Here is an 11,964-nt window from a genome sequence, read left to right as displayed (position 1 = left end):
TCCGAATTGAAGCCCCGGTAAACGGCGGCCGTAACTATAACGGTCCTAAGGTAGCGAAATTCCTTGTCGGGTAAGTTCCGACCTGCACGAATGGCGTAACGACTTCCCCGCTGTCTCCAACATCGACTCAGCGAAATTGAATTACCTGTCAAGATGCAGGTTTCCCGCGGTTAGACGGAAAGACCCCGTGCACCTTTACTACAGCTTCACATTGGCATCAGGCACAACATGTGCAGGATAGGTGGTGGGCTTTGAAGCAGGAACGCCAGTTCCTGTGGAGCCTCCCTTGAGATACCACCCTTGTTCTGCTTGATGTCTAACCGCGGTCCGTTATCCGGATCCGGGACCCTGTGTGGCGGGTAGTTTGACTGGGGCGGTCGCCTCCCAAATCGTAACGGAGGCGCGCGAAGGTTGGCTCAGAGCGGTCGGAAATCGCTCGTTGAGTGCAATGGCAGAAGCCAGCCTGACTGCGAGACTGACAAGTCGAGCAGAGTCGAAAGACGGCCATAGTGATCCGGTGGTCCCGAGTGGAAGGGCCATCGCTCAACGGATAAAAGGTACGCCGGGGATAACAGGCTGATGGTGCCCAAGAGTCCATATCGACGGCACCGTTTGGCACCTCGATGTCGGCTCATCTCATCCTGGGGCTGGAGCAGGTCCCAAGGGTACGGCTGTTCGCCGTTTAAAGAGGTACGTGAGCTGGGTTTAGAACGTCGTGAGACAGTTCGGTCCCTATCTGCCGTGGGTGTAGGATACTTGAGAGGAGTTGCCCCTAGTACGAGAGGACCGGGGTGAACGATCCACTGGTGGACCAGTTGTCATGCCAATGGCAGTGCTGGGTAGCTATGATCGGAAAGGATAACCGCTGAAGGCATCTAAGCGGGAAGCCCCCCTCAAAACAAGGTATCCCTGAGAGCCGAGGTAGACCACCTCGTCGATAGGCCGGAGATGTAAGCGCAGCAATGCGTTCAGTTGACCGGTACTAATTGCTCGATAGGCTTGATTTGATCCAGTAAAAGCCAGGTTCAGCCTGCTTTACGGACAAGTCATACACACACAAAGTGAAATACTTGGACTTCTGATGGTGTTTTGAAGTTTCTTTCTCGGTTTGGTGGTCATAGCGCAAGTGAAACACCCGATCCCATCCCGAACTCGGCAGTTAAGCACTGTTGCGCCGATGGTACTGCGTCTTAAGGCGTGGGAGAGTAGGTCACCGCCAAACCTAGTAAGAAACTTGAGAACACGTATCTCTCTGACGATGATCAATAGCTTCAGGCCGCCCCTTGGGGCGGTTTTGTTGTTTCTGGACCAGTCTTTCCTTTGTATTCCCGCACGGACAGGCGACACTCAGCCCATGGATTTTGTTCCGACTCGCCCAACCACCACGATGTTTTTGCTTCGGCATGCGGAGGCCGAGGGATGGGGGCTATCTGACGGATTGACCATCGAGGGCGCGCAGGCTTCCGAGGCTCTTGTTCCCGTGTTCCAATCGCTCGAAATTGACGGCGTTTTTACAAGCCCAGCAATCCGCGCGCGTGAAACCGTTCAGCCTTTCGCGGATGCTGCCGGGTTAGCGCTGACGACATTGCCAGATCTGCGCGAGCATCAGACGTCACTTCAGGGCCATATCCCCGACGACGCACTCATTGAGCGCCGCTTCAAGGAACGTAACTTGTCCCGTCCGGGTGGAGAAAGTTTCAACGACGCCGCAACTCGATTACGAAATGCGATCAAGTCGCTATCTCGAAGGCCAGTTTATGCACCCCTTTTATCGACCCATGGCGGCCTGATCGCCTCTGTGATGAGCGCGCTTTATTCAGACTTTGGCTATGATCAATTCTTGCAGATGCCCCGGCCTGCCCTGTTCAAGGTGACGCATAATCACGGAACGATCCGAGAAATTCAGCCATTGACCCTTCCTTAGCGGCTTCACACCTAGACTGTCAGAAATTCGTTACGTTTTCGTCCCGCTAGGGGTTGCGACTCCCTGCGCAAAGGCCTAAATCCCTCACACGTTGGCGCGGGATGGAGCAGCCCGGTAGCTCGTCAGGCTCATAACCTGAAGGTCGTAGGTTCAAATCCTACTCCCGCAACCAACGCAAAATGGCCGCCTTTCGGGGCGGTTTTTTCGTTTCTGGAGGTCGGTCTCTATAAAGATGTGTCTCTAAAACCATCAAACAGGTACAAATCCTTGCTCGATAAGCGGTTTGGTGGGATCGTCTGTTACCTAATGACGGCAGAGCATATATGACCCCTCGCCAACAAACCGCTGCTCTCTCGATGCTGTCCACTGCGATGGACGAGACCCATGACGGGTTGGCGCAGTTCACCCACCAGATGAGTACCTTGCAGGACATGCCGTCGTTCTGGTGGAATGACGTTCCTGTCTGGCTGACCGAGACGCCTGTCGATCCGTTGCATCGTTGGCCTATCCTGTCGACGCGCGAAGACATGGTGTCCATCACTCGTTCTGTAAGGGCGGGCGCGTTCCAACTGCCCCTCACCGCGTTGGCGCAAGTCTTAAATGACAAACAAGAGACACCCCTCAGCACCGCTGAATTTTGCCTTTTCGTGGATCTCGCCCAAGGCCTCACCCTTGAAGAGAGCGCAGCACGCGCCGGGCTTGCAACCTCGACCCGGCGCAAGCAGTTACAGAGCGTTTTTGGCAAGCTGTGTGTCAAAAGTCAGGCCGAGCTCATCAGCCTTGCAAGCCAGCTGGTCCACCGATTGCAAACCCATCTCGAAGACCAGTTAAAGGGACAGTCAGAGCATTGGGGCGCTTACCTGCCGCATCTTCCAAATGGTGTGCGCTACGGCACCTTGGGAACGCGCGGCACTTCGCAGGTCCGTTACCTTGATATTGGCCCGGTGAGTGGCCAGCCGGTGCTGATCCTGCACCCGATGATCTTCCCGAATATTGATGCCATGGATGTAGCGTTGTTTCACCAGCTTGGGTGGCGCACGATCTGGCCCATCCGCGAAGGATGTCTGAGCCTGCAAACATCGAGGGATAAGAACTGGGCACGCCATTGCGCAAAAACCGTCAAAGATCTCTATACGACTTATCAGTTTATGGCCGACACACCCATCCCGGTGATCGCGCTTGTTTCCTCGGGCAGTTATGCCGTTGAGTTTGCCCGCACTCATTCCAATTGTGTCTCGCGGATCGACTTTGTCTCTACCTGCTTTTCAGCCGGAGGGCGAAAGACGCGCGATGTCTATTTCGGTGATTTCCTGCTGCGCAACTTGCGGTCCAACGGACGCATGGCGATGCTTGCGATCCGCCATCTTGCAGGTCGAGTTCATGATAAGGACCGACTGGAGAAAACGCTGCGCCGCGTCTTCGCCAGTAGCCCGCCAGATCAAGTCCAGCTTGATGCCGATTTCGCGACCGAGGCGCGAACAGACCGTTTGAAGACGGCGATCCTTAGCTCCATCGACGCGATGCGTCATGATTATCTGGCTCAACTGCATTTCTCCTGGCGCATTGCAAAGTCGCTAGGCGTCCCAATGCAGTTCTGGCATGGCGCCGAGGATAAGGTGCACTGCCTTGACGATCTTACCGATTTGGCGCGCAATGTATCGGGGCACGCGCCCGAGGTGATCCCGACCATGGGGCATTTGACCCAAGGCGCGCCCTTGCGCGACGCGTTCGAAGGTATCGCGGCTGCATACCTCAAATGAGGTAAAGCCTTCATATTCTGTCTTCTGATGTTGCCTCTCTGCTGCCACTTATTGCGCAAGCGGACCTTTGATCGCGCGTGTTCCCAAGACACCTCGTCCGCAGCACTAATTCTGGAGACCGAAATGAGAGCACTTCTTCTAACCGCAGCCCTGGGCCTTCTGACCGCCTGTATGTCACCTACATCTGATGGCGATAGCAGCATGGCGGACAAGGCAAGCATGGCTGCCGACGGTGCCGTAACAACCGAAGCCCAGTTTCGGGAAACGCTTGTGGGCCGGACGTTGACCTTTGAAGGCAAGTCGCTTGTCGTGAATGCGGACGGCACGATTTCCGGGCCGTGGGACGGGCAGGGCATCACAGGCACGTGGACCTGGAACGACGGTGCGGTCTGCCGCGATGCCAAGATTGGCTCGCGTGTTCTGGCTCCTGATTGCCAAGTTTGGACGCTTGACGGGTCCACCGCCATTGTGACCCGCGATCGCGGTAACGGGGCCAGCTTCGTTTACACGATCAGCTAACCGATCCTTACTGGGTCACAAAGGATAGCCGCTCCGAACATTCGGGGCGGCGTTTTCACGTGTGTCACCCGTTTCTTGGCCCAAAGCGCGCCTGCGCGCAGAGCGGGTGAACACTGTGCGAAAATCCGGGTTTAGCTTGCCCGTCTCCCCCTCTACGGTGCGCCCAAGAGGAGAGTTCATGCCAGCCATTGTTCAGGTCAGCGATGTTGTAAAACGCTACGAGTCCGGTTTCGAGGCGCTCAAGGGCGTAGATCTTGAAATAGAGGAAGGTGAAATCCTTGCCTTGCTTGGCCCGAACGGTGCCGGCAAGACGACACTGATTTCGACGATCTGCGGCATCAGCCATCCGACCAGTGGCACGATCACTGTCTCTGGTCATGATGTGGTCAAAAATTATCGCAAGGCGCGCGCTTTGATCGGTCTGGTGCCGCAAGAAATTGCGTTGGAGCCGTTTGAGACCGTTTGGAACTCTGTCAGCTTTACCCGTGGTCTGTTCGGCAAGGCCAAAGACGACGCGCATCTCGAAAGCATCCTGCGGCAGTTGTCGCTCTGGGATAAGAAAGACGCTCAGACAAAGGAACTGTCGGGCGGCATGAAGCGGCGTGTTCTCATCGCCAAAGCACTGAGCCATGGGCCGCGCATCCTGTTTCTGGATGAGCCCACCGCAGGCGTCGATGTCGAGCTGCGCAAAGACATGTGGGAGATTGTCGGCAAACTGAAACAAGACGGCGTCACGATCATTCTGACGACCCACTACATCGAAGAGGCCGAGGCCATTGCCGACCGCGTGGGCGTGATCAACCAGGGTCAAATTCTGTTGGTGGAGGACAAAGCCACATTGATGGCTCAAATGGGCCGCAAGCAATTACGCATTGCCTTGCAAGAGCCGATCAGTGCGGTTCCAGAGAGTCTTGGAAGCTACACGCTTGAGATCGCCCCTGAAGGCGACGCTCTTGTCTATCACTACGATACGACGAATGAACGGACCGGGATCACCACCTTGCTGAACGACTTGCAAACCGCTGGTCTGACGATGACGGATCTTAAGACACAAGAGAGCAGCCTTGAGGATATCTTCGTTGATCTCGTGAAGGAAAAGCCATGAACCTGCAGGCGATCAAAGCGATCTATGTGCATGAAATGGTGCGTTTTTTTCGCACACTTATGCAGTCTTTTCTGTCCCCGGTTTTGTCGACATCTCTTTACTTCGTAGTGTTTGGTGCAGCCATCGGCAGCCGTATCGACCAGATTGAAGGCGTCAGCTATGGGGCGTTCATCGTGCCTGGTCTCATCATGCTGAGCGTCATGACGCAGAGCGTCTCGAATGCGTCTTTCGGCATCTATTTTCCGAAATTTATCGGCACGGTGTACGAGCTTCTCTCGGCCCCGGTCAGCTTTCTGGAAATCGTGATCGGCTACGTGGGGGCCGCAGCGACCAAGTCGTTCTTCATTGGCGTGATCATTCTGGTGACGGCTCATTTCTTCGTGGATCTCGACATTCAACACCCCGGTGCGATGCTCGCTTTTCTGGTGCTGACCTGCCTTAGCTTTTCGCTGTTCGGTTTCATCATCGGCATCTGGGCCGGTAATTTTGAGCAGTTGCAGATTATCCCGCTTCTCATCATCACACCGCTCGTTTTTCTGGGTGGCAGCTTTTATTCGATCACGATGTTGCCGGGGATTTGGCAGACGATCACCTTGTTCAATCCGGTTGTTTATCTGATCTCGGGCTTCCGCTGGTCTTTCTTTGGAACAGCCGATGTACCGATCATCGCATCCTTGCTGGCAATCAGCGCATTTACGGCGATCTGCCTTGCGATCATCTGGTGGATTTTCCGCACAGGCTACAAGATCAGATCGTAAAAACCGTTGACCTGCCGCAACAGTGATCCGCGCGGATACGGCGTCCCTTGTTCCGGGGGCATGTGCACTCTACATGGCAGTGAATGAAACGCTTTCTTCCTTTCGTAAAATCAGACCCGCGCGTCGCCGTCATTCGTTTGCAGGGCTCTATCGCTGCCGGGACGCGTGGCACCTTGTCGGATCAAGGGCTTGCCCCGCTTATCGAACGTGCTTTCAAGAAGGGTAAGCCGCAGGCGGTTGCACTGGTGATCAACTCCCCCGGAGGATCGGCCGTGCAGTCGTCTTTGATCGCCTCGCGCATTCGACGCCTCTCGAAAGAAAAGGACATTCCGGTCTACGCGTTTGTAGAGGATGTTGCCGCCTCGGGTGGGTATTGGCTCGCCTCTGCGGCAGAAGAGATCTGGATTGACCCGGCCTCTATCGTCGGGTCCATCGGGGTGATCTCAGCCTCGTTCGGCGCACATGAATTTCTTGACCGCTACGGGTTGGAGCGTCGGGTTTATACCGCTGGTAAATCGAAATCCATGCTGGACCCGTTCAAGCCGGAAAACCCTGACGATGTGGCGCGCCTGAAAGATATTCTTGAGCACTTGCACGAGGTCTTCAAAACACAGATCACCACCCGTCGCGGGGCCAAGCTGCCCGAGGACCAGGATCTTTTTACCGGAGAGATCTGGGTTGGCGAGAAGGCAATAGAGGTTGGCCTTGCCGATGGCATCGGGCATGTTGTCCCGAAGATGAAAGAGCTCTTCGGTGATAAAGTGCAGTTTCAGGTGTATGGGCAGAAAAAGCCGCTTTTGCAGCGGCTGGGTGCGCAGATCGTCGGGGACGGTTTTGCAGCACTTGAGGAACGGGCGCTCTATGCCCGGTATGGCCTCTAAGTGATCTCGAAGATCGTCTTTCTGTTTCTGATTTTCATCGCGGTGTTGGCGATGTTCGGCAAGCGTCGCTTTCCCGGGCAGGCCCGTCTGGCATCGAAGAAATGTGCGTCTTGTGGCCGGTTTCGCATCGGTAAGGGGCCATGCCCCTGCCAGAAAGGCACCTGATGCTGATGGACTGGGTCTATACCGGGCTGGGTTTGTTGATCCTGCTGCTGGCCGGTGACGCGCTGGTCCGCGGCGCTGTGAATTTCTCGCTTCGGCTTGGGATCCCGGCCCTGATTGTCAGCCTGACGATTGTTGCGTTCGGCACCTCGGCGCCAGAACTGCTGATCGCGATCGCGGCGATCAAAGACAATGCGCCGGGCATCGCGATGGGCAATGTCGTCGGATCGAACACCGCCAATGTGCTCTTGGTGTTGGGCGTGCCTGCGTTGCTGGCCACGCTTCATACCAGCGAATGCGATACGCGGCAGAACTACGTTTACATGATCCTCGCAACGTTGCTGTTCATCGCGGTTTGTGCCGTAAGTCCGATCACCTGGGTGCACGGCCTGGTGCTGGTGGGGGCGCTTGCTGCGATCCTGACCAAAGCGTTCTTTGACGCAAGGGCCCATCGAAATGGCGATGGGGAGGACGATCTCGATGATCTGGAAGGCGCCGATCCGTCCCTGCCATGGTGGCGGATCATCCTTTATCTTGTACTGGGCCTCATCGGTTTGCCGCTGGGGGCGGATTTGCTGGTAGATGGCGCCGTTTCGATCGCAACGGATTTCGGGGTCTCGGAAACGGTGATTGGACTTACGCTTGTGGCGATTGGCACATCGTTGCCAGAGCTCGCCACCACCGTGATGGCTGCATTGCGCCGTCAGGCGGATGTCGCCATTGGTAACGTTATCGGCTCGAACATGTTCAATCTGCTTGCGATTATCGGGATCGCCAGCTTCGTAGGCGACATCGAGGTCGGCCCGGAGTTCCTGCGATTTGACCTTTGGGTAATGCTGGCTGCGTCACTGATCCTTTTGCCATTCGTCTTTTTCAAACAAAACATTACCCGGATATGGGGTGTGCTGTTGACCGGGCTTTATGGGCTCTACCTTATCGTCATCTTGATCTGACGGAGGGTGCAATGGCTCAGGCTTTGGTGACAGGCGCGGGGAAGCGTCTGGGGCAGGCAATGGCGTTATTCCTCGCAGACAAGGGGTTCGACGTGGCTGTGCATTATGCGGCGTCGCGCGATGCCGCCGATGCGCTGGTTGCCGAAATCAAGGCCAAGGGCCAGCGCGCGATTGCCGTGCAGGCAGATCTTCTGAATGAAGACGAAATGCACGCTTTGGTTCCGCAGGCGGTCGAAGGATTGGGCGGACCTCTGACCTGTCTGGTGAACAATGCGTCCATCTTCGAATACGACACGATCCAGAGCGCGACGCGTGCTACTTGGGATCGCCACATGCAAAGCAATCTGCGTGCGCCCTTTGTGCTGACCCAAGCCTTCGCCGCACAAGTCCCGAACGCTGTTCTGGATGCGCAGGACGAGCCTGTTGCCCAAGGTTTGATCGTCAATATGATCGACCAGCGGGTCCGTGCACTGACGCCGGAGTTCATGACCTACACGCTGGCCAAGATGGGGCTGTGGTCGCTGACCCAGACCGCAGCGCAAGCGCTGGCACCGCATGTGCGTGTGAACGCAATAGGACCGGGACCGACCTTGCAAGGAGGGCGCCAAGCGCCTGATCAGTTTAGCAAACAACGCGGTGCGACGATCCTGAGACGGGGTGCGAACCTAGACGATATCACCGCCGCTCTAGGCTATTTCCTGTCGTCGCCAGCAATCACGGGGCAGCTTTTATGCGTAGATGGTGGTCAGCATTTGGCGTGGGAGACGCCGGATGTGTTGGGCGTCGAGTGATACGGCCCGGATAAGTTGTGCACCGCTCACGCCGCCGTTACAAATCGTTTACAGTTTTGTTAAGTTTTTCAATGGTTTGTGCTGTGGAAAGAAAAATAAGCCTTACAATCAATGGCTTATGTTTGCGCCTAAAAATTAGGCAAATTAACGACTGGCCCGAAAAACAAAGGAAAATTCGCGCTGCCCAAAACATACACACGGAGTTATCCACAGATCGCGTGGACAGGTTTCCTCTTGAGCCTCTCGCGATATCATTGCAGCGCAGCATAGAATCGCCCACCTCAACGCCATGACAGACGAGACACAAAAAACCGAGACGCCTTTGAAGGGCCATGAGCGTATTCAGGCATATCTGAAGACGCTCGATGGCTCACCCGGCGTCTACCGCATGCTCGATGAGCAGGCGCGGGTTCTCTATGTTGGCAAGGCCCGCAATCTGAAAGCGCGCGTCAGTAGTTACGCGCGGCCGTCCGGCCATTCGGGCCGTATCGCCCGCATGATCCGCGAAACCGCGTCGATGATGTTTCTGACGACCAAGACCGAAACCGAAGCGCTTTTGCTTGAGCAGAACCTCATCAAGCAACTCAAGCCGCGCTACAACGTGCTGTTGCGCGACGACAAGAGCTTTCCGAATATCCTGATGACAAAGGATCACCCGTTTCCCGAGATCAAAAAACATCGTGGGAAGAAGTCTCAGAAGGGCAGCTATTACGGTCCTTTTGCCAGCGCGGGTGCTGTGAACCGCACGCTGAACCAATTGCAAAAGGTCTTCTTGCTGCGCAACTGCTCGGACTCGGTCTTTGAAAGTCGGTCGCGCCCCTGCCTGCTGTATCAGATCAAACGCTGCAGTGGGCCTTGTGTTGGCCATATCTCGGAAGAGGACTACGCCGAAAGCGTCCGCGATGCAGAGAAGTTTCTGTCTGGCAAATCCACTGGGGTGCAAGAGCGTTTGGCCAAGCAAATGGCCGAGGCGTCTGAGGCGATGGAGTTTGAACGCGCCGCTGCATTGCGTGATCGTATCCGTGCGATGACCCAGGTGCAGACTGCGCAAGGTATCAACCCGCGTGGCGTGACCGAAGCCGACGTGATCGCGTTGCATATGGAAGGCGGACAGGCCTGTGTGCAGGTCTTCTTCATCCGCGCCAACCAGAACTGGGGCAACCGCGATTACTATCCGCGGGTGGGCAATGAGGTTGATGAGACCGAGGTGATGGAGGCGTTTGTCGGCCAGTTCTATGGTGACAAGCAGCCGCCGAAACTGGTTCTGCTTTCTCACCCGGTTGAGAATGAGGATCTGGTTGCCGAGGCGCTGAGCCAAAAGGCCGAGCGCAAGGTCGAGATTGCCGTGCCTTTGCGCGGCGAAAAGGCAGAGCTGGTGTCAGGTGCGGCCCGCAATGCCCGCGAAAGCCTGGCCCGGAAAATGTCCGAGACAGCGACGCAAGGAAAGCTGCTTAAAGGACTGGCCGAGGCCTTTGATCTGGACGCCCCGCCACAGCGGATCGAAGTCTATGACAACTCTCATATCCAAGGCACGAATGCCGTCGGTGGCATGATCGTGGCAGGCCCCGAAGGGTTCGTGAAAAGCCAATATCGCAAGTTTAACATCAAGGGCGACGACATCACCCCCGGCGACGATTTCGGAATGATGAAAGAAGTGCTGACCCGGCGGTTCAAGCGGCTTTTGAAAGAGGACCCCGACCGCAAAGGTGACACCTGGCCGGACCTTCTGTTGATCGACGGCGGGGCCGGGCAAGTCAGTGCGGTGCGCGAGATCATGACCGAGATGGGCGTGACGGATATCGCCATGGTGGGTGTGGCCAAGGGGATCGACCGCGATGCGGGTAAGGAGGAATTTTACCGCACCGGTCAGCGCCCCTTCGCGCTAAAACACAACGATCCGGTGCTCTATTTCGTCCAACGCCTTCGGGATGAGGCGCACCGCTTCGCCATTGGCACGCATCGCGCCAAACGTGCGAAAGCCATCGGTGCGACCCCTCTGGATGACGTGCCGGGTGTCGGCGCCACGCGCAAACGCGCGCTGCTGGCGCATTTCGGATCGGCCAAAGCTGTGGGTCGCGCGAACCTTGCAGATCTTAAGGCAGTTGATGGTATCTCGGACGCGATGGCCGAGACGATCTACGACTATTTCCACGAGCGTGGTTAAGCCCTTTCTCACGTTCCTCAGACGCGATAGACCAAGAGTATGGTTTGGAACCTCCCCAATATTCTGACGGTCCTCCGTCTGCTTGCAGCCCCCGGCGTTGCGGTGATGTTTCTTTACTTCACAAGACCTTACGCGGATTGGTTTGCGTTGATTCTATTTGTCAGCGCCGCCGTGACAGACTGGTTTGACGGTTATCTGGCGCGCGCGTGGAAGCAGGAAAGCAAGTTCGGGGCAATGCTTGATCCGATTGCCGATAAGGCGATGGTGGTGATCGCGCTTTTGGTGGTGACGGGCTTTTCCGGCATGAACCCTTGGATTTTGCTGCCTGCGACAGTGATCCTTTTTCGCGAGGTTTTCGTCTCGGGCCTGCGCGAATTTTTGGGTGACACTGCCGGTACGCTCAAGGTCACGCAACTGGCCAAATGGAAAACCACAGCGCAGATGGTGGCGCTGGCGGTGCTGTTTGCCCAAGGCGTCTTTGAGCATTACTTTGGCATGCATGCATGGGGCATGGATGAGGCGCTGGTCAGCGACATTCTGAACGGGCGCGAAGAGGATGTTCTGGGCCTGAACTGGAAGTATCACGCGATGAATATCAGCTGGATCGTCGGTGTGATCTTGCTGTGGATCGCAGGGCTTTTGACGATGATGACGGGCTGGGATTACTTCACCAAGGCAAGGCCTTACTTGAAGGATAACTGATGGACGTTTTGTATTTCGCATGGGTTCGTGAGCGGATCGGGATGCCGAAGGAAACGGTTGAGACAAACGCCGCGACCGTGATGGAACTGGTCGAGGAATTGCGCGCCCGCGAAGAGCGGTATGAGGCTGCCTTTGCCGATCTCAGCGCGCTCCGTGTTGCAGTGGATCAGGACCTAACCGAATTTGACGCCCCGCTAAAAGGCGCGCGTGAAGTGGCGTTCTTTCCGCCGATGACGGGCGGGTGA

General features: G+C 56.3%; 11 protein-coding genes, 1 tRNA gene and 2 rRNA genes (1 of these 14 running past the window's edge). All 14 read left to right on the top strand.

The genetic code is table 11. From position 1 onward, the window contains the following. Positions 1 to 1,007: ribosomal RNA gene (locus KUW67_RS08910) — 23S ribosomal RNA — on the top strand (it extends 1,821 nt beyond the left edge of the window). A 100-nt stretch (positions 1,008 to 1,107) separates the two neighbouring features. Beyond that, positions 1,108 to 1,222 (top strand): 5S ribosomal RNA (gene rrf, locus KUW67_RS08905). 132 nt (positions 1,223 to 1,354) lie between these two features. Next, on the top strand, positions 1,355 to 1,924 hold the full coding sequence (locus tag KUW67_RS08900) for a histidine phosphatase family protein (protein WP_224824945.1): 570 nt from the start codon (positions 1,355 to 1,357) through the stop codon (positions 1,922 to 1,924). Positions 1,925 to 2,019: 95 nt separating this feature from the next. Beyond that, positions 2,020 to 2,096 (top strand) — tRNA-Met (locus KUW67_RS08895). A 151-nt stretch (positions 2,097 to 2,247) separates the two neighbouring features. Beyond that, positions 2,248 to 3,684: a hypothetical protein gene (locus KUW67_RS08890; protein ID WP_224824944.1), complete on the top strand. Its 1,437-nt coding sequence runs from the start codon at positions 2,248 to 2,250 to the stop codon at positions 3,682 to 3,684. A 123-nt stretch (positions 3,685 to 3,807) separates the two neighbouring features. Further along, on the top strand, positions 3,808 to 4,203 hold the full coding sequence (locus tag KUW67_RS08885) for a hypothetical protein (RefSeq protein WP_224824943.1): 396 nt from the start codon (positions 3,808 to 3,810) through the stop codon (positions 4,201 to 4,203). 178 nt (positions 4,204 to 4,381) lie between these two features. Continuing rightward, complete coding sequence (locus tag KUW67_RS08880; protein WP_224824942.1) at positions 4,382 to 5,308, top strand: ABC transporter ATP-binding protein; 927 nt, start codon at positions 4,382 to 4,384, stop codon at positions 5,306 to 5,308. Beyond that, entirely contained in the window at positions 5,305 to 6,066 is a 762-nt protein-coding gene (locus KUW67_RS08875; RefSeq protein ID WP_224824941.1) for an ABC transporter permease, read from the top strand. Before KUW67_RS08880 ends, KUW67_RS08875 begins: the two co-directional genes overlap by 4 nt. 83 nt (positions 6,067 to 6,149) lie before the next feature. Continuing rightward, the gene (locus KUW67_RS08870; protein WP_224824940.1) at positions 6,150 to 6,947 is read left to right on the top strand and encodes a S49 family peptidase; all 798 of its coding nucleotides are present in this window, start codon (positions 6,150 to 6,152) and stop codon (positions 6,945 to 6,947) included. A gap of 167 nt (positions 6,948 to 7,114) precedes the next feature. Then, complete coding sequence (locus tag KUW67_RS08865; RefSeq protein ID WP_224825144.1) at positions 7,115 to 8,062, top strand: calcium/sodium antiporter; 948 nt, start codon at positions 7,115 to 7,117, stop codon at positions 8,060 to 8,062. An 11-nt stretch (positions 8,063 to 8,073) separates the two neighbouring features. Continuing rightward, entirely contained in the window at positions 8,074 to 8,853 is a 780-nt protein-coding gene (locus KUW67_RS08860) for an SDR family oxidoreductase (protein WP_224824939.1), read from the top strand. A 289-nt stretch (positions 8,854 to 9,142) separates the two neighbouring features. Beyond that, positions 9,143 to 11,017: an excinuclease ABC subunit UvrC gene (gene uvrC, locus KUW67_RS08855; RefSeq protein ID WP_224824938.1), complete on the top strand. Its 1,875-nt coding sequence runs from the start codon at positions 9,143 to 9,145 to the stop codon at positions 11,015 to 11,017. 39 nt (positions 11,018 to 11,056) lie between these two features. Next, positions 11,057 to 11,719, top strand: coding sequence for a CDP-diacylglycerol--glycerol-3-phosphate 3-phosphatidyltransferase (gene pgsA / locus KUW67_RS08850; protein WP_224824937.1), 663 nt, complete (start codon positions 11,057 to 11,059; stop codon positions 11,717 to 11,719). Continuing rightward, positions 11,716 to 11,964 (top strand): molybdopterin converting factor subunit 1, encoded by a 249-nt coding sequence (moaD, locus tag KUW67_RS08845; RefSeq protein ID WP_224825143.1) that lies wholly within the window; start codon positions 11,716 to 11,718, stop codon positions 11,962 to 11,964. Before pgsA ends, moaD begins: the two co-directional genes overlap by 4 nt.

Source organism: Cognatishimia sp. MH4019 (assembly GCF_020177595.1).
Taxonomy (GTDB): domain Bacteria; phylum Pseudomonadota; class Alphaproteobacteria; order Rhodobacterales; family Rhodobacteraceae; genus JAHTBL01.
The sequence above is the reverse complement of the archived record's forward strand: the minus strand, read 5'-3'. Positions and strand labels throughout refer to the sequence as shown.

What these genes read in the sequence shown, in the direction of transcription:
- KUW67_RS08900 (WP_224824945.1), top strand. Translation starts at nt 1,355, where the DNA reads ATGGATTTTGTTCCGACTCGCCCAACCACCACGATGTTTTTGCTTCGG.
- KUW67_RS08890 (WP_224824944.1), top strand. Translation starts at nt 2,248, where the DNA reads ATGACCCCTCGCCAACAAACCGCTGCTCTCTCGATGCTGTCCACTGCG.
- KUW67_RS08885 (WP_224824943.1), top strand. Translation starts at nt 3,808, where the DNA reads ATGAGAGCACTTCTTCTAACCGCAGCCCTGGGCCTTCTGACCGCCTGT.
- KUW67_RS08880 (WP_224824942.1), top strand. Translation starts at nt 4,382, where the DNA reads ATGCCAGCCATTGTTCAGGTCAGCGATGTTGTAAAACGCTACGAGTCC.
- KUW67_RS08875 (WP_224824941.1), top strand. Translation starts at nt 5,305, where the DNA reads ATGAACCTGCAGGCGATCAAAGCGATCTATGTGCATGAAATGGTGCGT.
- KUW67_RS08870 (WP_224824940.1), top strand. Translation starts at nt 6,150, where the DNA reads ATGAAACGCTTTCTTCCTTTCGTAAAATCAGACCCGCGCGTCGCCGTC.
- KUW67_RS08860 (WP_224824939.1), top strand. Translation starts at nt 8,074, where the DNA reads ATGGCTCAGGCTTTGGTGACAGGCGCGGGGAAGCGTCTGGGGCAGGCA.
- uvrC (WP_224824938.1), top strand. Translation starts at nt 9,143, where the DNA reads ATGACAGACGAGACACAAAAAACCGAGACGCCTTTGAAGGGCCATGAG.
- pgsA (WP_224824937.1), top strand. Translation starts at nt 11,057, where the DNA reads ATGGTTTGGAACCTCCCCAATATTCTGACGGTCCTCCGTCTGCTTGCA.